We start from the raw sequence: 21,113 nt of genomic DNA, 5'->3' as shown, positions 1-21,113 counted from the left end.
GCGTCGCCTCCCCTCGCCCCCACCCACCGGGTCCGGGCCTGCTGGATCGGGTGAAGCTGCGGTGGGCCACGCTCCAGCAGGAAGCTGCACAGAAACTGCTCTTCATCGGGTCGAGCCCATGAGGGTGATTGCGGGAAGGCCCTGGGGACATCGCATCGAATCTCGGGGTGACGAGGTGAAAGCCATCATCCTGAACGGCTCATCGGGCATTTACAACACGGAAGCTTTGCTGTCAGCAGAGGAAATTCGATTGCTGAAACAGGACAAGCGTCGCGCGCGAAGCCCGCGCAGCGGCCGAGGCAGGGCGGTCTCGTGCCGCACGCCGCCGGTGCTCGTGATGAGGGCGCACCGGCCACCGAGGAGCGCCATCGGGCCGCCGGGCACCTTCGGTCCGACGGCGGTGGCGGCGCGCACATCGAGCTGGCGAACGGGCGCGGCGGCGGCGGGGCAGCCGTCGCCTGCCGCCGGGAGCTCGCGGGCCGCTCCCAGCGGGCGGAGCGCCGAGCGCCCGTGAGCGCTGGCCGCGCTGGTAACCGCGGCCACGACCAGCAGCGCCGGCCGATGTGGCAAGGGGCGCGCGCTCCTCAGCGCGGGAGGAAGAGCTGTTCAGGGAGCGCCGTGTTGCAGGGCTCCTGAACGATATGGGCATAGCCCGAGGTGCTGGCGCCCTCGACGCTCAGGCACTTCTCGCTGTTCACGTTCATGATCGACCGATAAGCGCCCACCGGCCGCAGGACGAACTTCTGGTTGGGGTTGCCCGTGCAGGTGTATTGAATGAGCTCGGCGCCGTCCTCGAGGCTAGAGTAATAGATATCGAAGCAGAGCCCGCTGTGCTTCGGCTTGATGAACACGCTCCCGTCCGGGTCTCCCGTCGGGATGAGCTCGAAGCTCTGGTTGGGGTTGCCGGTCGCAGGCCACTGGATGATCGGCGAGAGCGGCGTCGTCTCCGAATAGTAGACGTCCATGTTGAGGCCGCTGTTCTGGTTGGTGAAGGTCACCGCCGGGTTGGTGCTGCTCACGCTCCCGAAGTCCACGGTCGTGTCGAGCTTGGGGGAGACAGAGTAGCCTTGAGGGTGCGCCTGCACATAAAAGAAATTCCAGTCGACATAGATCCCTTGGAGCACCTGGGTATGCACGACGGAGAGCGGCACCTTGCCGTTGAACGCGCTCGGCGCGGAATAGACGGTTTGATACGTCGGCTGGAGGGTCGAGACCGCCAGGAACGGCAGCGTGTGGAGCGTCCCGGTCCACTGGTCGACGAGGTCTACGGGGTTCCAGTACGGATAGCCCTGCGCCGAGGTCATCCGGTAGCTCCAGGCCGACGTCAGCCCCGTGCTCTGATCGATCGCGGTGAAGTCGGACAAGGACACGGTGGCGCTGTCCTGGAAGCTGCACGAGAAGCTGGCGCTTGCCGCGTCGGTGCCCCCCTGCGCGCCGACGCTGCAGCCGACGGAGCGCGTGAACGAGCTTTGCCCGTTCGGGGAGCTCGGCACGTGGGCGTACGGGCTCAGCGCCGTGCTGCCAGGCACGACCCTGACGTCCAGCTGCTGCTGGTAATAGCCCCGATTGAAATTGCTGTTCGTGTTCAGCGGCCCCGGGTTTGCGCCCGCTCCCACGCCGGTGATGACCATGAATTTGTTGTTGGGCGTGGTCGAAGCGACGAGCTCGACCTCGTAGCTCAGATCCAAGGTCGCGACTTGCGAGGTGCCGGGGACGGTCCACCACGCGGAGCCGTTCACGATGAACTGGCGGTAGGTGCCTGGAGGGGCCGCGCTCGCGACGGAGAGGGCGAACGGCTGCACGACGGGCGCGGTCGCGAGCGCGCGGATGCGCGCCGCCACCTGCGCCGCGACGTCCTCGCGTGACGGACCGGCTGTGGGCGTGGCGCCGTCTGCGGCCTGTCCGGCGAGCTCACGGTCCGCCGCGCGCGCCGCCAGCTCCTCGGCGGGCAACGTAGCGGCGTCGTGGCTCACCTTGATCGTGGCGGAGGGGGACTTCACCACCTTCGTCTCGATGTTCCCGTAGAGCTTGATATCGAACTTCGTTCCCCCGCGCGATGGCTCCACGATCACCACGTCGCCCGCGACGCCGTAGCCGAACGCCGCGGCCATGCGCGCCGAGTCGCGGGCATTCTCGAAGACGAACGGGACCCCGGCCTCGCTCGCGGCCTCGACCAGCGACCGGTAGGTCGCGAGATCCGCCTCACCGAGCTCGTCCATGTCGGCGATCACCGCGCCCGTTCGGCGAAGGAGGTCGCTGCGCTCGGCGGCGCCGGCGCGGAGCGAGTCCAGAGCGCTCTGCGCCGACGTCGCCTGGAGCTCACCGGCGAGGTGATGGAGGACCGGGGTCCTGTCCGCGGAGATCGGGGTCATGGCGATGAAGCCGGTACGCGCGGCGGGCGCCACGGACGTCGACGAGCCTTCATCGAGCGGCTCGACGTCGACGCTCCCGCAACCTTGTTGCAAGAACCCGAGGGCGAGCGTCGAGAGCGAGAACACCAGGCCGACTCTGGAACGGATCATGGACTCCTCCCTTGCGGCTTCCTTCGCCCAAGCAGGCGATCGAGCCGTCAGGTCCGGTTACGGAGGACATCGGCATCGGTTTCGCAAATTTGCGCTGGCCAGAGATCACCTACTCGCGGCGGCTGCGGCCGGCCCGCGCCGGATCGGTCGCCGGCAGCTCCCCGAGGAGGTGGTCGACACACGTCCGGACGGCGGCCGTCAGGGCTCGATGCGAGCGATAGAGCAGGCTGACACCTCCGGCCTCGGCCTCGTAGCCCTTGAGGACGCGGACGAGGCGCTTCGCCGCCACGTCCTCGGCGCAGAACACCTCCGGAAGCATCGCGATGCCGACGCCCGCGAGCGTCGCGCGGTAGGCGGCGGAGGACTCGCTCACATAGAAGCGGGGCTCGAAGGTGACGCGTCGCCTCCGGCGCCCCTGCCCGAACGTCCACGTGGCCATTCCGTCCGTCGCGTGGATCGCGATGCAATCGTGATGCGCGAGGTCCTCGATGCGGTGGGGAACGCCCCGCGCCTCGAGGTAGAACGGGCTCGCGTACAGCAGCTTCCGCGTCGCCCGCCAGAGCTCTCGCGCCACGAAGTCGGTGGTGTCTTCCACGTGGCCCGGGACGATCGCAATGTCGAAGCTGCCGGCGAGGAGGTCGACCCGCCGCGAATCAATCTCGAGGTCGACCGACACGCGGGGATGCTTCGCGAGATAGCTGCAGACGACGCTCGCCACCGCGGCGCCGAGGGCGATCGGCGCCACGATCCGCACGCGCCCGCGCGGCTCACTCTGGAGCTCGCGAACCTGATGCGTGCCTCTCGAGAGGTCGTCGATCGCCCGCTCGGCGTGGCCGAAGTACGCGCGCCCGGCCTCGGTCAGCTGAAGCCGCCGCGTGGTCCGCTCGAGGAGCCGGACACCGAGCGCGGACTCGAGCCGCGCGATGCGCCGGCTCACCGTGGAGACCGGCACGCCGCGCTCGCGGGCGGCGGCCGAGAAGCTGCGCGTCCGGACCACACGCACGAGGAGCGCGGCGTCGTTCAGGTCCAGATCGATTCGTGCGTCCACGGCAACAGTTCCTTCCCGCCAGGCACACTAATGCGCTCGGGTGGCCGGCGCTAGGCTCGACGACGTGAAGAAGCCCGTCGTCAGCGGGCCACGCGGAGCACGGCGCGCCGTGTCCGCGCGATCCCTGGGATGATCGCGCAGGGTCGCTGCGCCGAGCGCAGCAGGAGGTTGTCATGATCATCGTCACTGGAGCCAACGGTCACCTCGGCCGAGCCATCATGGAGCGGCTCCTTCAGCGCGTACCCGCCGCCCGGATCGGCGTCAGCGTCCGCGACCCGGAGCAGGCCAGCGCGCTCGCCGAGCGCGGCGTCCGCGTGCGCCGGGGGACCTTCGAGGACGCCGCGAGCCTGCGCCATGCATTCGAGGGCGCCTCGCATGTCCTGATCGTCTCGGTCAACAGCGCAGGCGAGGCCGCTGTGCGCCAGCACGAAGCCGCGATCGAAGCGGCGCGCGCGGCCGGCGCCCGCCGCGTGCTCTACACGAGCCACATGGGCTCGAACCCGGCGTCCCGCTTCGCGCCCATGCGCGACCACGCTGCCACCGAGGCCTCGCTGCAAAGGTCGGGAGTCTCGTTCACCTCGCTTCGCAACGGGTTCTATGCGGCGTCCGCGCTCATGCTCCTCGAGCGGGCGCTCGAGACGGGCAAGCTCGTCGCGCCGGAAGACGGCCCGGTCTCGTGGACAGAGCACGGCGACCTGGCCGACGCGGCGGCGATCGCGCTGGCCGACGAGGCGCGCCTCGACGGGGTGACACCGCCGCTCACCGCCTCCGCGGCCCTCGATCTCACGGAGATCGCCGCGATCGCCTCGGAGCTCGTCGGGCGCTCGATCGCGCGGGTGACCGTCGGCGATCAGGCGTTCAGAGCGGAGATGGTGTCTCACGGCGTCCCCGAACAACGGGCGGACCTCTTCCTGGGCATGTTCACGGCGAGCCGGGAGCGCGAGTTCGCCGCCGTCGATTCGACCCTGGAGCGCCTGCTCGGCCGAGCGCCGGTGTCCATGCGTCACTACCTGACGGCGCGCCTGTCGCGCTGAGGCACGGGGCGCACCTCGAAGAGCAGGTCGTCTCGGGCCTGCTCCGAGCGGTCGTTTCGAGAGACGAGCGCCGCCTCGCGGCGCTGCGCGGGGCCGATTGCGGATGAGGGTCGGGCGCCGGAGCTCAGCGCACCATGGTGAAGAAGTTGAGCTTGTTGCCGTCCAGGTCGCGGAAATACCCTCCGTAGAAGCTCTGTCCGCGCGGCCCCGGCGCGCCCTCGTCCTTGCCGCCGAGCTCCAGGGCCTTCCTGTGGAGCGCGTCCACCTTGGCCGGGCTATCGACGACGAGCGCGACCATCACCCCGTTGCCGACCGTGGCCGGCTGGCGGTCGAAGGGCAGGGTGACGGCGAGCGCAGGCGCGTTCGGCTTCACCGCCCAGATGATCATCCGCTCGAGCTGCCAGAGCCGCGTCGCGCCCAGCTCGCCCAGCAAGGCGTCGTAGAAACGGGCGGCGCGCTCCAGATCGTTCGTGCCCAGCGTGACATATCCGATCATCGATCTCTCCGTTCGTTGAAATGATTCGTCTTCATTGCCTGATCAGGGTCGGGTGCCCCGAGCGCCATGCCGACCTGCCTCGATCGCGCGTGGCGCGCGCGAAATGCGACCCAGGCCTGCGGAGAGCCGTGTAGCATGGCCACTGCCCGCGAGGCGCGGTCCCCGCGCTCCGGCAGGGTGATCGTGTTCTTCCACGAGGTGGGTGCGGGGCGGCGATCGCAGGACTGGACGCGCCATGAGCATGACGACGACCACGACGACGATCCAGTTCCTCGACGATGGCGAGGCGAAGCCGCAATCGGTCGCCTTCATTCGACCTTCAGCTCTGACCACGGCGGCGGCAGGCCGGATGCGCACGGCTCTCTCCTAGAGCCCTCGGCGCGAGCGGTGCCCCAGGCGACATTACGCCGGCGCGGTGAATGAACCGGCGGGCCGAGCTCGGCCAGTCGCGCCGGCGGATCGAGCGTTGAGAGCCCCGTTCCTGCGGGATGGACGCCGTGGCGGGTACACACACCGAGCGCGCGCTCGCACACAGGGATCCATCGCTCCCCCCTGGACGACGGCGATCTTCGCAGGGTGATCTTTTGGTACCGTGGTCGCAGGCGCCTCGCCTGCCTGATGCGCGCTCGCTCGGTCGAGCAGGGCGCGCCGAGCCGGGCTTCGCACGCCTGATGGGGGTCGAGGGAGGGGCATGCGAACAAGGGCTTTCATCGAGAGAGCGATATCTCGTGCTGTCGCGCTGCTGGCGATCCCGGCGCTCGGCGCGTGCGGCGCGGAGACACCGCCGTACGACGACCTCCCGCTGCGCGACGCGCTGAGCGCCGCGCCGGAGGTCCTCGCCGCCTTGCCGGAAGAGATCCTGCGCGACGTGGCGGTGCGGCTGGAGGAGGCGCACGGCGAGCAGGGGGACGAGACGGCGATCGACGGCGCGGAGATCGCGAGCGTCCCCGCGCTGCTCCGCACCGCGGACGCGACGCGGGACGAGACGGGGAAGGACGCGATCGTCCTCGGCGCGCTCGAGCCGTCCGAGGACGGGTTCGTGCTCCGCTCGGTCACGCCCGTCGCGGCGGGGCGCGAGCCCGAGGGGCCGCGCGATCGACCCGCGCCGGCCCTCGCGGGGCCGCCTGCGTCGCCGGAGACCGCTCCGCTGGAGGACGCGGCGCTCGGCGGCCGGGCGGGCGAGATCCTGGCGGAGCTCACGCGGCGGGCGGACGCGCAGGCCCTCGTCCGCGTCACCGGCTTGCCCGCGGGCGTCGTCGCCCAGGATCGCACGCTGTACGTCAACGCCGCGTGGCTCGTCGCGCTGAGCGCCCTCTCGCCCGAGGACGCGCCCGCGCTCCCCACCCCCTCGGGCGGCGCCGCGATCCTCGCGTGGCCCCGGGGCGAGCCGAGATCCGTGCGCTTCAACCCCTATCACCTCCCCGCGTCCGTCGCGGAGTGCGCCGCCGAGGTGCGGGACGTGTGCACCTGCGCCGTGGCCGGACCGTGCGAGCACGACCGCACCGACCCGACGTTCGCGGACGCCCAGGCGGAGTGCTCCTGGGTCAACGCCGGGGCGCTGAACGCCGAGGCGCTCTGCGTCCTCGCGCTGCTGAGCATCGACGGGGTCAAGGAGTGCGTCCTCTCCGCGGGCAGCGGCGCGTGCGGCGCGCTGCCGATCGCGGGGCACGACGGCGCGCTCGCGTTCGCCGGGGACGAGGCCTGCATGGCCGTGCTCGATCGCTGCCTCCAGTACGGCAGCCCGACGGTCCCGGCCGTCACCCCGAGCGCGCCGAGCGGCACGTCGAGCGGTGACGGCTGCGGCAGCTGCGGCGGCTGCGACAGCTGCAACGAGGACGCCGCGGGTTGCAACCAGAACTGCAGCGATTGCAACCAGAACTGCCACGACTGCAACCAGAACTGCCGCGACTGCAACCAGAACTGCAAGGACGGCGATCCGTCCACCGGCAGCACCTCGAGCTGCAGGCTGAGCGCGGGCCGGCGCGAGCCCGGAGGGGGCGGTCCCGGTGCGCCCGTGCCCCTCGGCGCCGCGTTCTGGCTGCTCCTGCCCGCGGGTTACATGCTGCTGCAGATCCGGAGGCGGCCGTGAACCGGGCGGTGATGCTCTGGCTCGAGCGCCACGGCCTGCCGCCGTGGCTCGCGCCGACCTACGCGGTGATGGTCGCCGTCGCGGGGCTCCTCGGGGCGGCGGCGTTCTTCTGGCTCGTGCGCCGGGATCGGGGCGACGTGGCCGTGGAGGGCCGGGCGCTCCTCTCGGGCTACGTCGCGGCGCTCCTTGGCGGCTACGCCTTCGAGGCGCTGCGCGCCGCGCCCGAGGCGCTCGCGGCGGGCTCGTGGGGTCCGGTGCTCCACGCCGGCCGCGCCGCCTACGGGGGTCTCATCGCCGGCGTCGCCGTGGCCGGCCTGGTCCTGCGCCGCCGAGGCGCGGCGGTGCTCCCGTTCCTCGACCGGCTCGTGCCTGGGCTCGGGATCACCTACGCCTGCGTGCGCACCGGGTGTTTCCTTGCGGGGTGCGACTACGGCCGCGTCACCGGCGGCGCGCTGGGCGTCCGGTTCCCCGCCGGCGGCCTCGCGGCGGCGGACCACGCGGCCGCCGGCTGGGTGCCCCTCGGCGCGCCGAGCCTGCCCGTGCACCCCACGCAACTCTACGAGGCGGCGCTCGGGGCGCTGGCGAGCGCGATCGCCGCCTTCTGGCTCGTCCGTGGGCACCGGGACGGGCGAGCGTTCGGAACGTGGCTGGCGCTCTATGCGGTGGGCCGGTTCTCCATCGAGCTCGTCCGCGGGGACGTCGGGCGCGGCGTGTACGGAGGGCTCAGCACCGGCCAGCTCGTCTCGCTGGCGCTCCTGCTCGGGCTCGCGGCGGCCGTCGTGCGCGCGCACCGGGCCCGCGGCGCGCGGCGCGCCGCCACCGTGGCGCCCGCGCTGATGGCGCTCGCATCCCTGAGCCTCGCCGCAGGCGAGGCAACGGCCCAGCCGGCGCCGCCCGCGCCCTACCCCTACCCCTACCCCCCGCCCCCGCCTGGCGGCTACCCCGCGCCCTACCCCTATGCGCCGCCTCCGGCGGGCGGCTACCCCGCGCCCTACCCCTATGCGCCGCCTCCGGCGGGCGGCTACCCCGCGCCCTACCCCTATGCGCCGCCTCCGGCGGGCGGCTACCCCTACCCCCCGCCCCCGGCTGGCGGGTATCCCGCGCCCTCCCCCTATGCGCCGCCTCCGGCGGGCGGCTACCCCGCGCCCTACCCCTATGCGCCGCCCCCGGGCGGCTACCCCGCGTCCGCACCTCCCGCACCCGCGGCTGCCGCACCGCCGTCCAGGCGCGCGCCGGATGCCTCGCCGGAGCCCGCCGCGGAGAAGCCCGCGACGGGTTACCAGGCGGAGGCCAACGCGCGGCGGATGGCGCTCTCGCTCGGGGTCTCCGGCTACTTCGTTCCAGCGCGCTTCGCGGTCAAGGACGGCATGTCCGTGGATCTCGGCGTCGTCGCGCGGCTCCGCATGAGCGAGACGCGCCGCTTCGAGGTCGGCGCCGAGCTCAGGACCGTCTCGACCACCGACGTCGACCAGCTCGCGGCCGGCGTGCCGCTCCGGATCGTGATGGGGGTCGGATCGCACGTCGAGATGTCGGTCGGGATCACGCCGGGCTACTACCGCATCTTCTTCGACTCTCCCTATTTCGAGAGCGTGGGCGCATTCGGCGCTCGCTTCGGGTGGGGGATCCAGCTCCCGATCACCTCGCACCTGTTCATCGGCTTCTCTCCGCTGAGCTTCCTCGTGCTCGGGTCGGACGACGTGGACGCGCTCGTGGCGTACGAACCCGGGCTCTGGGCAGGCGCTGGATTGCTGTAATGGACGTCCCCGTCCGCTAGGCGCGACCGACCTTTGTCGCGAGGATCAGCCCCGACGACCAGCAGAGCTTGGTCAACACGAGATCTTCGCGCTGCTCGAGAGTGGCGATCAGCTCCGCCACCTTGGGGGCATGGCCATCAGGCCAGTTGGGCTGAGGGAGCATGTCGTCGATGACGTAGAGCCCGCCGGGTTCGATCAGGCTCAGCGCCTCGTCGAGCGCGTAGTATTTGCCCGGCCATGTATCCGCAAATACGAGCTCGAATCGCTGCCCCCGGACCGAGCGCAAGAAGGCTTCGCCATCCATGTTCTTGAGTGTGAGGCGCGGGTCGCCTCCGAGGTGCTGGCGCGCCACGGCCTGGACCTTCTCGTCCTGCTCCACGGAGACGAGCGTGGAGCTGGCATTCATGCCATCGAGGATCCAGGACGTCGAGATGCCCGTACCGGTCCCGAGCTCGAGCAAAGCGCCGGACTTGGTCGCCGCGAGCGTACGCAGCATCGAGCCCGTCTGCCTGTCGCTGGCCATGGTAAACCCCATCTCAACCGTGGCCCGCTCGATCTCCTCGAGCACCGCCGGCGGCTTCAAATTCTCAAAATCCTTCATGACCCGATCCTTCTTCACGCGGCCAAACGCGCGCCACTGTACAGCACCGATCTGGCGCCCCCCCGACAAAGAGCCAGCGGGGGAGGGCGTGCTGCGCGGGGGGGCGGCGGGGCAGGCCCCCACAAACCCCGAGCGCCGGCCCGCAGCGCAGCGGTTCGCCCCCCGATCTCGCCTTCCGCATAGGAGGCAATAGCCACCAAAAGGCGCGAGTTTGTGGGACAGCCCCGCCGCCCCCCCGCGCAGCACGCCCTCCCCCGCTGGCTCCGCTGCAGCCGGCTCGCCCTACCGCACCACCGAGATCTCGTCGAACCGCTCCGCCACCCGATGCCGGCTCTCCGGATCCCGCTTCGTCCCTGGCCGGAGCACCTGCACCGTCTCCATCCCTGCCGCCGCCGCCGCGTCGAGCTCGGCCACCACGTCGGACAGGAACAGCACCTCTCCCGGCAGCACCCGGAGCGCCTCCGCGATCCGCTCGTAGGCGCCCGCCTCGCGCTTCGGCCCGGTCGTCGTGTCGAAGAACGCCGCGAAGAGCCCTGTCAGATCCCCTGATGTCGTGTGCCGGAAGAGGAGCTCCTGCGCCTCGACCGACCCGGAGCTGAACACGGCGAGCGTCACCCCGAGGTCTCGCCATCTCCGCAGCGCCGGCTCCACGTCGGCATACACGTGGCTCCGGAGCCCCCCCGACTCGTAGGCGCTGCGCCAGATCTTGCCCTGGAGCGCCTTCAGCGTCGTCTCCTTGCGATCCTCGTCGATCCACGCGAGCAGCGCCGCCGAGAGCTCGCCGTCGCTCACGTCCCGCTCGCTCTCGCCCCGCTCGCGCGCCACCGCGCGCCGCGCTGCCTCGACCTCCGGGCGCCCGGCGTGCGCCGAGACGTACGCCGCCAGATCCCGGCGCGCCACCGAGAACAGCGTCTCGTGGACGAACCGCACGTCGGTCGTGGTCCCCTCGATGTCGACGAGCACCGCGCGCACAGGAAGCACCCCCACGCTCACGCCTCGAGCCGCGGGAAGCGCGACGCGATGTCCGACCCGGTGTGCTCGGCGACCCACCCCTTCGGGTCGGAGAACCACCGGATGCAGGTGAACGAGGGCGCAGGCCCCATGTCGAACCAGTGCCGCGTCCCGGCAGGCACGCTGATGAGATCGCCCTTCTCGACGAGGAACGCGAGCACGCGCTCGGCGTGATGGATGCAGAACAGCCCTCGCCCCTCGACGAACAAGCGCGCCTCGTCCTCGGTGTGGACGTGCTCGTCCAGGAACTTTCGCCGAAGATCGGCGTGGTTGGGGGTGCTCGGCGACACCGACACCACGTCCGCCGTCACGAACCCGCACGCCTCGGAGAGCCGCTTCACCGGCCCCGCGTACGCATCGAGCACCTGCTCCGGCCCCGTCCCCGGCGGCAGCGGGCGCTCCGCGGGCCAGCGCTCGAAGCGGATCTTCGCCTCGGCGGCGACGCGGGCGATGTCCTCGAGCGTCGTGTATTCGTCAGCCTTCGTCGGATCGCTCTCCCGGTAAACCCGCAACAGGCTCATGATAGGCCTCCTTCCAGCAGCGCGCAGTCGAGCATGAACTCGATCGCCTCGATGTGCCGGATCGTGCCGGCGATGTCCGATCCCCACGTGTACAGCCCGTGACCTGCGATGAGATAGCCGTACACGGGCGGGTGCGCCGACATGAACGCATCGACGTCCTCGGCCAGCTTCCGGATGTCCTGCGTGTTGACGAAGACGGGGAGGAGCACCGTGGCGTCGTGCGTCGTCATCCCGGAGAGCGCCTTCGCCACCTCGTAGCCCGAGAGGGTCACGTACCCCTCCTGAGCGCACCGGCGCGACAGCACCGTCGCGGCCCGCGAATGGGTGTGCGCGACCGCGCCTATCTCGCCGGAGTGCCGGTAAAGCTGGCAGTGCAGCGCCGTCTCGGCCGACGGGCGGGCCGCCGACGGCCCGGTCAGGCGGCCTTCCGCATTGACGACCACGATGTCCGACACGCCGAGCGCGCCCTTGGGCCGCCCGGACGCCGTGATCGCGACGGTGCCGTCGCCGAGCCGGGCTGAGAAATTGCCACTCGTGGCCGGCGTCCAGCCGCGCTCGTGGCAAAAGCGGGACAGCTCGATGAGCTCGGCCGCGACCGAGGAGAACGATGCAAACGACGTCCCGCGTGCGCTCACGGCGCAAACATACCAAAGCGAACGCGGGCGATCAACGCGCCGCGCCGCCGTTCGAGCCGCTGAGCCCGGAGAAAACCGCGCCGAGCGCGCTCACGGCGCCGGGAGGCGCTCGGCCTCGCGCCGGACGGCGCCGTCCCTCGCGCCGCGGATCAGGCCGGCCCAGAAGCCGAGCCCGTGCGCGGCGTGCAGCGCGGGAAAGATGGCGCAGAGGAGGGGGAAATCGCCCCGTGAGGCGCGCCGCGCGAGCCGGAGCGACTCCGCGATCACGAGCGCGGCATAGGCGAGCGACGCGAGCGCCAGCGCCGGCCGGACCGCCGGCACGAGCGCGGACGCGAGCGCGAGCAGCGCGAAGGCCGTCACCATGAAGAACGGCAGCGCCGGCCGGAGCGACAGGAACCTCCGGCGGCGCAGCAGCGTCCGCGCGCGCCCCTTGCCATAGGCGAAATACTGCCGCATGAGCGCGGCGAACGACGATCGAGGGTAGTAATAAGCGACGATCTCCCGGGACAGATACACCGCGCCGCCGGCCTCGATGATGCGCTGGTTCAGCTCGGCGTCCTCGTTGGTGATGGCGGCCGGGTCGTAGAGGCCGGCGATCTCGAACGCCTCGCGCCGGAACGCCCCGTTGAACACGGACTCGACGAACCCCTCGCGCGACGGGTCCCGGTACGCCGATCCGCCCACGCCGAGGGGGCTCGAGAGCGCGGCGCAGATCGCCCGCTGAAAGCCGTTCCGGTGGCGCGGCCGCGCCGCGCCGCCCGCGTTGAGCGCGCCGGTCCTCCGGAGCGCCGCGACCGACGCGGCCACGTAGTCGCCGGCGTAGTCGGCGTGGGCGTCCATGCGGACGATCACCTCCCCTCGCGATCGGCGAATGCCGATGTTCATCGCGGCGGCCTGGATCCGCGCGGGGTTGTGGAGGAGCGTCACCCGCGAGTCCTCCGCGGCGACGCCGCCCACGATCTCCCGTGTCCTGTCGGTCGAGCCGCCGTCGACGACGAAGACCTCGAGGAGCTCTGGAGGATACCGCTGCTGGAGGGCGCAGCAGAGGACGTCCTCGATGTAGCGCTCTTCGTTGTAACAGGGAATGACGATGCTGCACCGCGGCTGCTCGGCGAGCGGGCGCAGCGAGAGACGCGGGCCTCGAGGCGCGCTCGCTGTTCGATCCATGGACTCCCCCCGATCGTTCGCGGGTCGAGCCGACCCGCCGCAGGACTGCGAACGCGGCGAATACAATCGCGGGGCCAAGCGCTCTCGCGGCGTCTTCCGGAGCGAACTGCACTCCACGACGCGGCGTGGACAGCGCCGGGGCGGGTCGCTGGGCTCGGGCTGCACACCGGCGGGCTCATGCGAGCGGCGCGCGACGCGACGTGATCCGCCGGGCGCCCGGCCTCGTGCTGGCAGCGCAGCGCCTCGGAGCGCGCCCCCAGCTGGCGCGCGGGAGCCAGGGTTCCCGGATCGGGGGAGCGCGCGGTCCGCGGGGAGCTTATGCTCTCCGCCGCGGCCATGCCCCGCTCCTGCGGAGCTCCCACGATTCCGCAGGGTCCGCGGCAGAGCCTCCCGAGGAGGCGTGCGGATGGAGTTCGATCTCGTCATCTCGCGGGGAACGATCCTCGATGGGAGCGGCCAGCCTCGCTACCTGGCGGATTTGGGGCTCCAGAGGGGCAAGATCGCCGCGATCGCCGGGCCAGGCGCGCTCGCGGGCGGGCGGACGCTCGACGCCGGCGGGCTCGCCGTCGCGCCCGGCTTCATCGACGTTCACTCGCACATCGACTGGCTCCTCGCGCTGCCCGACCACGAGGCCGTCCTCGCGCCGATGGTCGCCCAGGGCATCACGACCGTTGTGGCGGGCAATTGCGGTCACTCCCCTGCCCCGGTCACCGAGGCATCCATTCCGCTGGTGGAGCACTCCGCGGAGATCCTGAAGGACGGAGCGCTCGCCTATCGGTGGCGCTCGATGGGCGAGCTGCTGAGCGCCCTCGAGGCCGGCGGGCTGCTCGTCAATGCGGCGCTGCTTGTCGGGCACGGCACGCTCCGCCAGGCGGTCATGGGCAACAGCGCCGCTCCCCCGGATCCGGAGCAGATGGACGCGCTCTGCGCGCTCGTGCGCGCGTCGCTCCGCGAGGGCGCGTTCGGGCTCTCGGCCGGGCTGGCCTACACGCCCGGGGTCTTCGCGCGCAGGCACGAGCTCCTGACGCTGCTCCGGACGGTGGCCGACGAAGGGGGCGTGTTCACGGTCCACGGCCGGGCCTACACGTGGGTATCGCCGTTTTACAAACCGCTGCTCCTCGGCCCGCCGCACAACCTCCGCTCCGTCCGCGAGCTGCTCGGCCTGGCCGAGGAGAGCCGCGCGAGGATCCAGCTCTCGCACCAGATCTTCATCGGCCGGCGCACGTGGCCCACGGTGCCGTGGGTGCTCCGCGCCATCGATCGGGCCGTGGACAGAGGGGTCGACGCCGCCTTCGACGCGTTCCCCTACACGGTCGGCAACACCACGGTGAACGCCCTCTTCCCCGCCTGGGTGCTCGACGACTTCCGCGCCCGCATCGATGACCCTGCCGTCCTCCGCAGGCTCCGGCGGGAGTTCGCGATGTTCCGGCAGCTCCTTGGGCTCGCGTACGCGGACATCCGGCTTCTCTGGGGCGGAGCGCCGGAGCTCGCGGAGCTCGAGGGGCTCGATTTCGAGGCGATCGCGGGGCGCCTCGGCAAGAGCGAGTTCGACGCTTACGCGCACGTCGCCCGCGTGAGCGACGGCAAGGCGCGCGTCCTCCTGAACACGTACTCCGGCGTCGACGCGCACGACGAGCCGCTCCGGACCGTGCTCTCGCACCCGCTCTGCGCGTTCGAGACCGACGCGATCCTCACCCGGCGCGGCCGGCACAACCCGGCGTCGTTCGGCGCCTTCCCGCGCGTCCTCGGTCACTACAGCCGCGACCTCGGCCTGTTCGGGCTCGAGGAGGCCGTGCGACGGATGACCTCGCTGCCCGCCGAGCGGATCGGGCTCCGCGACGTGGGGCGCATCCTGCCCGGGCGCTGGGCGGATCTCGTCGTCTTCGATCCGGCCACGGTGGCGGACAACACGACGCCGCGGCGATCGGACGCGCCCCCCTCGGGGATCCGCGCCGTCCTGATCACCGGCGAGGTGGTGGCGCAGGACGGCGCGCTGACGAGCAAGACCCGGCAGGGGCGCCTCCTGCGCAGGTAACTCAGGTAGACGGCGCGGCCGTGGCGCGCGACGCGAAGCGCCGCTCCGGCCTGTGCACCCGCGCGCTCCACAGCAGCACCGCCGCGACCGCCGGCGCCGCCACCGCCGTCCCCACGACCGCGACGTCGAACACCCCCCGCGCCCGCGACGCGTTGAACAGCAGCGCCTCCGCCAGCGTCAGCGCCGCGTCGCAGGTCACCAGCGCGGCCAGCGCCAGCGAGAGCCTCTGCCCGTACCGGCGGCTCAGCCGCAGCATGGCGGGCGCGAGGCACACGTCGAACGCCACCCACGCCCACTTCACGGCGGGCGACGGGAACCACCGCGCCGCGGGCGCGAGCGCGAGCAGCGCGGTCCACGGGATGAGCAGCCAGCCGAGCACCTCGAAGATCACGGCTGGCCCGCGCAGCAGCGTCGAGAGCCCGAAGCGCAGGAGCCCCCCGCCTGAGAACGCCGCGAGCGTGTCGTAGATGGCCACGAGGCCGTGGCCGCCCGGCGGAACCACGAGGTAGATCGGCGCCCAGCCGTCGGGCCGCAGCTTCGCCTTGAACGCGTAAAGCCCCTGGAAATCGTACAGGCGAGCCCCGAGCCGCCGCGCCGCGCGCAGCCCGCGCCGCACAGGCCCGGCGAGCGGCGCGAGGCCGAGCGTCACATACAGGCGTTCCTCGGCCGCGGCGGCGCGCATCGCCTGGTCGACGAGCAGCTCCGTGGTGCCGTTCGGCGCGGACGGGTCGCGCAGCAGGTCCTCCAGAAAGAGGCCGCGCCGCGCATACACGGGCACCGCTGCGAGGAAGCCGACAACGGCGCCTCCGGCCTCCGCCACGACATAACGCCGCTCCCCCGCGAACGAGAACGGCTCCAGCTGCACGAGAAAGCCCATGGGCGCCATCGGCCGCGACGAGGCCCAGCGCGCCATGAGGCGCTCCACCTCGCCCCGCAGCGGGCTCCCGGCGTCCTCGAGCTCGCCGCGGCTCACCGAGCGCGCGACCACGCCCTTCGCTCGCGCGCGGCGGAGCTGCTCGCGCAGGCTCCGGCTCGACCGGAGCACGCCGCTCCAGCGCGCCGGCTCCCACACCGGCTGCTCGCCGACGAGCATCGCGCTCCACGAGACCCGCTCGCAGAACCGCGCCTCGGCGCCGAAGAGGCACGCCCGCCGCCCCTCTGCCGCGGCCGCACCCACGAACGCCTGCGCGACCTCGGCCAGCCGCTCGGCCGCCGCGATCGGCGCGCCGGCGGCGACCCACGCGCCGCCTGTATCGACGTAGGCCACGCAGGCGTCGTCGCCGTGGAACCAGTAGCGAAAGTCGGACTCCAGGGTCTGGAACGAGGTCGCGTTCCATCCGTGGCGTTTGAGCAGTGCGAGGACGCGCTCGCGGTCGGAGCGCTGGTTCGGCGGCGGCACGGTCCGGCGGAGCATACCGCGTCCGAGCCCGACGCGATCCTCACCCGGCGCGGCCGGCGCACCCCGGCGCCGTTCGGCACGTCCCCGGGCGTCCTCGGTCACCACAGCCGCGACCTCGGCCCCGCTCTCGCCGATCGCCGCCACCTCCATATCCTACGCATGAGGCGAGAGGAGCTCGTAGAGCCAGGCGCTCTGGGTGCCCTCCTCCAGCGCCACCTGCTCGTCGCCGGCGATCGTCTTGCGGCGTTCCACAAGAGCTTGCCCGTTGCTCTCCAACCGCGCGCGTCCCCACCCGCCGGCCGCTCTCGCTGAGCACCGCGAAGGTCGTGCTGGTGCCATGGAGGACGCCCCTGCGCTGGACTGGCAAGACCCGCAGCTAAGCGCCGATCGGCCCCGTGCCCCTCGACCGGCACGCTCATGAGGCCAGAGCAGCCATGAGGTCGGGCCCCAATGAACGGACAACGATCCTGGCCCCGACGGCGCTCGATGTCACGTGACATGTCACGGTTCCGCCGTGACATGTCACGTGACATCGAGCGTGACATGTCACGGCTGGATCGTGACATGACCATGGCGAGCCCGCGGCGGCTCGCTTCGCGCAGGAAAAGCTCGCGCGACGCAGCGTGCCACTCAGTCCACTCTCCATTGGTGGGCTCGCGCGTGAACGCTCACATTCAGTGTACCCGCAACAGAGCGGCCCTATGAATTTTCGCCCACTTCGCTCATTGGTATTTGCACACAGTCTTCGCCTCGTGCAATGGTTCGCCCCACGCGGAGCGGCGAGGTGGTCCATGCCATTCCGCTGGCAAACAAATGCGTTCTTTTGCCTGGCGCGCGGCCGCTTCGCGCGACTTGAACGCAGGGGATAATGCGACATGAATAAGCACATCATTGGTTTCATGAGTCTGGTAGGAACGCTCGCGGCCGCTGCGCCAGCCAGCGCCGACTTTACGATCCGCAGCCTACTCACGGGAAAGTGCCTCGGCGTGGCGAGCGCGAGCACGGCCGACGGGGCGGACGTAGTCACCTTCACCTGCGACGGCACCCTGAACCAGACATGGGCAGCAGGGTCCTTTTGGCCCTCTCCCGACAACATGTTCACCCACATTCTCAACCGTGTGAATGGCGCTACCAGCACCAACAGGTGCTTGGCGCTGGAAGGGGCGAGCACCGATCAGGCAGACAACGAGTCCTGCAACAACAACTCCAGCGACAGCAACGACAAGGGCTGGTGGGTGGACTACGCTGGATACTTCGATGTTCCTGGCTTGGACGATCCGCAGTATTGCTACAGCTTCAAGAGCAAGGTGAACACGTCGACGGTCCTCACCACCATCAATGGCCAGAACAGCGAACGGCCCACGCGCAGCGCGGTGTCCGGTTCGCTCACCGATGGCCAGATCTGGTGCATCGTCGACATCTAGCGGCTGAGAGCAGGCCTCAAACCTGAGACCTGCGACCCCTCCAACGGTCGGGCGGCGAACACAACCCCGCCAATGCCAGGAGAAACGCCCGCCTCACTCCCGTGGGGCGGGCGTTTTCTGCGTATCCGCTCTGCGACGTCCGTCCCCGAAGAGGCATCCAGACGAGGCCGGCGCGCGGCGGGGCGCGCCCCAGCGTGACGGACGGCGACGCGAGCGCCTACGCCGGCTGCGGCGCGCTGGACGCCGCGTTCAATGGGCTGCTCGCTCTCGCTGTCGTGAATGGGCAGCCGTCCGTCATCGAGAAGTTGGCAGAGAGCCCCCCTCGGCGGCGCGCCCGCCCTGCCGAGCTCGGTCAGATCACAGGCCGAACCATGCTCCATCGAGCGAGGTGAAGCACTGCGCCGCCGACCAGGCGCCCGCCGGCGGGCTGACGAGAACCCTGCCGTTCGGGTAGATGTGCAGGCGCCCCTTCTGCGCACTGCACATGTCGACGGGAATGTACACCTCCGTGGCGGGCGAGTACTCGACCGGCAGCGTGAAGGCCCACGGGTCGGTGCCGCTGGTCTCGATGGCTCCGGCGAGCCGGACGATACCGCCGATGTTCTTCGCGACAGGAATGCTCGGCCCACCAAAGGCCGGTGTCCACCCGTTCTGGGGCCACATGCCGAGGGAGCTTCCGTCATTGTGGAACGACACGCCCTCGAGGGAGGTGATGCACTGCGCGTCCGTGAATGAGCCGAACGCCTGGATGAACACGACGCCGTTCGTTGCAATGATGAGCCGCCCCTTGGTCCCGCCGCAGAGATCGACCGGGATGTACGTCGTCTGCAGCGGCCAGGCCTCTTGGTCCAGGGTGAAGGGATACGGCGATGTCCCGTTCGCTATCGCGCCTCGCAGCCGGACGACGCCGTTCACCACACGGTACGCCGCGGAACGGGTGTTGAGTGGCGCGTTCGTCCAGTTGTTGACGAGCTGGATGGAGTTGAGCGGAGCGTTGTCGAGGACGAAGGACACGCCGTCCAGCGACGTAAAGCATTGCGCGTCGGACCAGCTACCACCGCTTTCGGTCTGGACCGTGACCACTCCCGCCGCCGTGATCCACAACCTGCCCTTCTTGGCGTTGCACAGGCTGGTGGGTACGTAGACGTCCGCCGAGGGCCTGAGGCCGGCGGGCAGCGTGAACGCTACCGGGTTATTGCCGGTCGCTCGGATCGCACCCCGCAGGTGCACGGCGTTCCCGACCGGCGCCGCGCCGGGGTCGTTGGTGCTGATGGGGTGAGCGATCCAGCCGGGTTCCAGGGCGAGCGGTCGGAACGTCGCCGTACTCGCGCCGCTGGGCCGGAGCGGCGCGGCGTCGATGTACTCCTTGAACTGGGTGGTCGAGCTGAAGCTCGCCGAGAGGATCTTGGTGATGGTCGACTTGCAGGTGTCCTTGTCGGTCTGATCCGCGCACACCCAGTCGCCGTACGAAACGATCCCCACCGTCTCACCGCCGAAGATGCAGGGGCCGCCGGAGTCGCCGGGCGCCGTGATCTGTGTGCCGGTGTTTGTCGCGGTCATGACGAGCAGGCCGTCCGAATACGAGCTGATGGCGCGGGTGAGCGATCGCCAGTTGCCACCAGCGGTGAGGCCGTCCGGCGTGTCGTAGGCGGTATAGCCCTGTCCGTAGCAGGTGACGTTCTGCCCGACCAGGGCCGACGGGGACCCAGGATACATCTCGCGCGTCACGTTTGGCCACTCCGAGCCGGGGTTGACCGGCGAGAGCTCGACGACCGTGATGTCCGTGGGCCCCACCCTGTCCGCCGCAACCGCGGAGCGGACCTCGAGGGTGCCGTCCGCTCGCGGTATAGCGAACCAGTTGGCCGTCGGTACCGAGAAGTCCAAACAATGGGTGGCGGTGAGCACCCAGTCGCGTGAGATGAGCGAGGCGGAGCAGCCTGAGGGGATCACGTCGACGAGACCCAGGTTGCGTCTGGTCGCCACGCTCACCGCGCTCCCGCCGATGATCTCCTGTGTCGCCTCGGCGATGTCCTCGTCCTCTGGCTGGTGCTCGCTGCATCCATGGGAAGCGGCGGCGAGGCCGGCGACAAGCAATTTCACGAGCGACCTGCGGGCTAGCAATGTGGATGTCTTCATCGAATAAGCTCCCTTGTTCGGACGAATCGCGGGTCCCCTGGCGTCGTTCACCGGAATCGTCGGGGGCGAGGAAGACCCCCGCTGGGTGTTGCTCCCGAGCGGCGCGACGTGGAACACCGCCGTGGGATCCTTGGCGGACGCTGATCTGCGAGATAGCTGGACTGGCGCGCCGCGGGCGGGTGCGATGCGCCGGAGGCAACAACCGATCCAACTGGCCATGTCCAGAAAATTCGGACGATTTCCGGCGCGGGGTCTACCTCTGGCATTCGATGTCGTGACATGTCACGTGACATGTCACATGACATGTCACGGATCTCGGAGGCACGCTGGATTCGTGAGCATGCCAAAGCGCCGGCGCGCAGCCGCGCCCCGTTCCCGAGTCGCGTGGCGCAGTGTGCTGTTGCAATGGACCCCTCCGCGAGGACTCCGGAAACCCGGGAACCTGCGATGAAGCTCCTCAACACCTATTGCATGGCCGCGTGCTATTCAGCCGATCCCGACGGCGCCGTGCGCCTGCCGATAGATACCGGTACGGGCGCGCTGATCCCGGAGGTCTGGGAGCGCTGGCTGGCCTGGGATCCGGTCCGGATGGCGCCCAGGCACGCGGACGCCCTGCGGCGCCTGAGGGCCATCTACATCGACGCGGGCACGCGCGACGAGCACTACCTCGATCTTGGCGCCGAGGCGTTCCGCCGAGCGCTCGCCGGCACCGGCGTGAACGAGGTGCGCTTCGAGCCGTTCGACGCGACGCACAAGAACATCGAGCACAGGTACCCGCTCGCCCTGGCCTACCTCGCCGAGCGGCTCTCGCCCTGACCCACCGGCCCCGAGATCGCCCGCGCGCAGCGGTCGCGTGCCGAAGCGCCCCGGAGGCGCGGCTTTGGAGCGTTGACAATGGGCAAGGCATGAACTACAAATGTAGTTATTGAGAGGGGGCGTTCCAAGGACCTCTCCTGATGCGGAGATGCGGGAGGGCTCTGTCACGAAGTGTGCGGTGAAAGAGGCGCTCGGCGGCGGCAGTTGCCGCGATCGCCACGCAGCTCTGAGCTCGCCCCGGACGGTTCGACTTAGAAGAGGAGTGCCATGGAGAAGAGCGTGTTCGATTGCAAGTTTCCCTCGACGTTGTTCGGGGGTGCGGCGTTGTTGCTTCTTCTGGTGAGCGCTTGTGCGACGCAACCGTCCCCGGCGCCTGTGTCCGCTGACTCGAAGCTCCCGCTGAACGCGCCGAAGGCGACGCCGGT

Annotated in this window: 17 protein-coding genes; 7 read left to right on the top strand and 10 right to left on the bottom strand. The window is 70.6% G+C overall.

The features are described from left to right. Window positions 1-584: 584 nt before the first annotated feature. Together WME90_RS08525 and WME90_RS08520 are read right to left on the bottom strand one after the other, a co-directional pair. Window positions 585-2,522, bottom strand: coding sequence for an RICIN domain-containing protein (locus tag WME90_RS08525; protein WP_437280583.1), 1,938 nt, complete (start codon window positions 2,520-2,522; stop codon window positions 585-587). Window positions 2,523-2,631: 109 nt separating this feature from the next. Further along, the gene (locus WME90_RS08520; RefSeq protein ID WP_437280582.1) at window positions 2,632-3,570 is read right to left on the bottom strand and encodes a LysR substrate-binding domain-containing protein; all 939 of its coding nucleotides are present in this window, start codon (window positions 3,568-3,570) and stop codon (window positions 2,632-2,634) included. 173 nt (window positions 3,571-3,743) lie between these two features. On the opposite strand from WME90_RS08520, the gene WME90_RS08515 reads away from it, so the two are divergent. Further along, window positions 3,744-4,604 (top strand): NmrA family NAD(P)-binding protein, encoded by an 861-nt coding sequence (locus tag WME90_RS08515; protein ID WP_437280581.1) that lies wholly within the window; start codon window positions 3,744-3,746, stop codon window positions 4,602-4,604. A gap of 124 nt (window positions 4,605-4,728) precedes the next feature. Here the strand turns inward: WME90_RS08515 and WME90_RS08510 are convergent, their stop codons facing one another. After that, complete coding sequence (locus WME90_RS08510) at window positions 4,729-5,100, bottom strand: VOC family protein (RefSeq protein WP_437280580.1); 372 nt, start codon at window positions 5,098-5,100, stop codon at window positions 4,729-4,731. 235 nt (window positions 5,101-5,335) lie between these two features. Here WME90_RS08510 and WME90_RS08505 point away from each other — a divergent pair, with 235 nt between their 5' ends. The 3 genes from WME90_RS08505 (at window position 5,336) to WME90_RS08495 (ending at window position 8,943) form a co-directional block, all read left to right on the top strand. Next, complete coding sequence (locus WME90_RS08505; RefSeq protein ID WP_437280579.1) at window positions 5,336-5,470, top strand: hypothetical protein; 135 nt, start codon at window positions 5,336-5,338, stop codon at window positions 5,468-5,470. Between the two features lie 321 nt (window positions 5,471-5,791). After that, a complete protein-coding gene (locus WME90_RS08500; RefSeq protein ID WP_437280578.1) occupies window positions 5,792-7,189 on the top strand; it encodes a hypothetical protein in 1,398 nt (465 codons plus the stop codon). Continuing rightward, on the top strand, window positions 7,186-8,943 hold the full coding sequence (locus WME90_RS08495) for a prolipoprotein diacylglyceryl transferase (RefSeq protein ID WP_437280577.1): 1,758 nt from the start codon (window positions 7,186-7,188) through the stop codon (window positions 8,941-8,943). The genes WME90_RS08500 and WME90_RS08495 overlap by 4 nt, the downstream gene beginning before the upstream one ends. A gap of 16 nt (window positions 8,944-8,959) precedes the next feature. Here WME90_RS08495 and WME90_RS08490 read toward each other — a convergent pair whose 3' ends face one another. The 5 genes from WME90_RS08490 to WME90_RS08470 form a co-directional block, all read right to left on the bottom strand. Beyond that, entirely contained in the window at window positions 8,960-9,562 is a 603-nt protein-coding gene (locus WME90_RS08490; protein WP_437280576.1) for an O-methyltransferase, read from the bottom strand. Window positions 9,563-9,826: 264 nt separating this feature from the next. Continuing rightward, on the bottom strand, window positions 9,827-10,531 hold the full coding sequence (gene mtnC, locus WME90_RS08485; protein WP_437280575.1) for an acireductone synthase: 705 nt from the start codon (window positions 10,529-10,531) through the stop codon (window positions 9,827-9,829). Window positions 10,532-10,533: 2 nt separating this feature from the next. Then, window positions 10,534-11,076 (bottom strand): 1,2-dihydroxy-3-keto-5-methylthiopentene dioxygenase, encoded by a 543-nt coding sequence (locus WME90_RS08480; RefSeq protein ID WP_437280574.1) that lies wholly within the window; start codon window positions 11,074-11,076, stop codon window positions 10,534-10,536. Next, the gene (locus WME90_RS08475; protein ID WP_437280573.1) at window positions 11,073-11,711 is read right to left on the bottom strand and encodes a methylthioribulose 1-phosphate dehydratase; all 639 of its coding nucleotides are present in this window, start codon (window positions 11,709-11,711) and stop codon (window positions 11,073-11,075) included. The genes WME90_RS08480 and WME90_RS08475 overlap by 4 nt, the downstream gene beginning before the upstream one ends. A 90-nt stretch (window positions 11,712-11,801) precedes the next feature. Then, window positions 11,802-12,878, bottom strand: a complete 1,077-nt coding sequence (locus tag WME90_RS08470) for a glycosyltransferase family 2 protein (protein WP_437280572.1) — start codon at window positions 12,876-12,878, stop codon at window positions 11,802-11,804. A 406-nt stretch (window positions 12,879-13,284) separates the two neighbouring features. Between WME90_RS08470 and WME90_RS08465 the strand changes: the two genes are divergently transcribed. Further along, window positions 13,285-14,913 carry an N-acyl-D-amino-acid deacylase family protein gene (locus WME90_RS08465; RefSeq protein ID WP_437280571.1) on the top strand — a complete coding sequence of 543 codons (1,629 nt, stop codon included), beginning with the start codon at window positions 13,285-13,287 and terminating at the stop codon, window positions 14,911-14,913. Between the two features lies 1 nt (window position 14,914). Here the strand turns inward: WME90_RS08465 and WME90_RS08460 are convergent, their stop codons facing one another. Continuing rightward, window positions 14,915-16,456 (bottom strand): phosphatidylglycerol lysyltransferase domain-containing protein, encoded by a 1,542-nt coding sequence (locus WME90_RS08460; RefSeq protein ID WP_437280570.1) that lies wholly within the window; start codon window positions 16,454-16,456, stop codon window positions 14,915-14,917. A 731-nt stretch (window positions 16,457-17,187) separates the two neighbouring features. On the opposite strand from WME90_RS08460, the gene WME90_RS08455 reads away from it, so the two are divergent. Then, the gene (locus tag WME90_RS08455; RefSeq protein WP_437280569.1) at window positions 17,188-17,736 is read left to right on the top strand and encodes an RICIN domain-containing protein; all 549 of its coding nucleotides are present in this window, start codon (window positions 17,188-17,190) and stop codon (window positions 17,734-17,736) included. A gap of 357 nt (window positions 17,737-18,093) precedes the next feature. On the opposite strand, the gene WME90_RS08450 is transcribed toward WME90_RS08455, so the two are convergent. Then, entirely contained in the window at window positions 18,094-19,872 is a 1,779-nt protein-coding gene (locus tag WME90_RS08450) for a trypsin-like serine protease (protein ID WP_437280568.1), read from the bottom strand. Window positions 19,873-20,319: 447 nt separating this feature from the next. Here WME90_RS08450 and WME90_RS08445 point away from each other — a divergent pair, with 447 nt between their 5' ends. Beyond that, the gene (locus WME90_RS08445; RefSeq protein ID WP_437280567.1) at window positions 20,320-20,688 is read left to right on the top strand and encodes a hypothetical protein; all 369 of its coding nucleotides are present in this window, start codon (window positions 20,320-20,322) and stop codon (window positions 20,686-20,688) included. Window positions 20,689-21,113: the final 425 nt, after the last annotated feature.

Origin of the sequence: Sorangium sp. So ce375 (genome assembly GCF_051473855.1) — a bacterium.
Taxonomy (GTDB): domain Bacteria; phylum Myxococcota_A; class Polyangia; order Polyangiales; family Polyangiaceae; genus Sorangium.
Note: the sequence above shows the minus strand (reverse complement) of the source record. Positions and strands in the feature narration are given on the sequence as shown.

Excerpts from the sequence above, each read along its gene's own strand:
- WME90_RS08525 (WP_437280583.1), bottom strand. The coding sequence starts at position 2,522 with ATGATCCGTTCCAGAGTCGGCCTGGTGTTCTCGCTCTCGACGCTCGCC.
- WME90_RS08515 (WP_437280581.1), top strand. The coding sequence starts at position 3,744 with ATGATCATCGTCACTGGAGCCAACGGTCACCTCGGCCGAGCCATCATG.
- WME90_RS08510 (WP_437280580.1), bottom strand. The coding sequence starts at position 5,100 with ATGATCGGATATGTCACGCTGGGCACGAACGATCTGGAGCGCGCCGCC.
- WME90_RS08505 (WP_437280579.1), top strand. The coding sequence starts at position 5,336 with ATGAGCATGACGACGACCACGACGACGATCCAGTTCCTCGACGATGGC.
- WME90_RS08500 (WP_437280578.1), top strand. The coding sequence starts at position 5,792 with ATGCGAACAAGGGCTTTCATCGAGAGAGCGATATCTCGTGCTGTCGCG.
- WME90_RS08480 (WP_437280574.1), bottom strand. The coding sequence starts at position 11,076 with ATGAGCCTGTTGCGGGTTTACCGGGAGAGCGATCCGACGAAGGCTGAC.
- WME90_RS08470 (WP_437280572.1), bottom strand. The coding sequence starts at position 12,878 with ATGGATCGAACAGCGAGCGCGCCTCGAGGCCCGCGTCTCTCGCTGCGC.
- WME90_RS08465 (WP_437280571.1), top strand. The coding sequence starts at position 13,285 with ATGGAGTTCGATCTCGTCATCTCGCGGGGAACGATCCTCGATGGGAGC.
- WME90_RS08455 (WP_437280569.1), top strand. The coding sequence starts at position 17,188 with ATGAATAAGCACATCATTGGTTTCATGAGTCTGGTAGGAACGCTCGCG.
- WME90_RS08450 (WP_437280568.1), bottom strand. The coding sequence starts at position 19,872 with ATGAAGACATCCACATTGCTAGCCCGCAGGTCGCTCGTGAAATTGCTT.
- WME90_RS08445 (WP_437280567.1), top strand. The coding sequence starts at position 20,320 with ATGAAGCTCCTCAACACCTATTGCATGGCCGCGTGCTATTCAGCCGAT.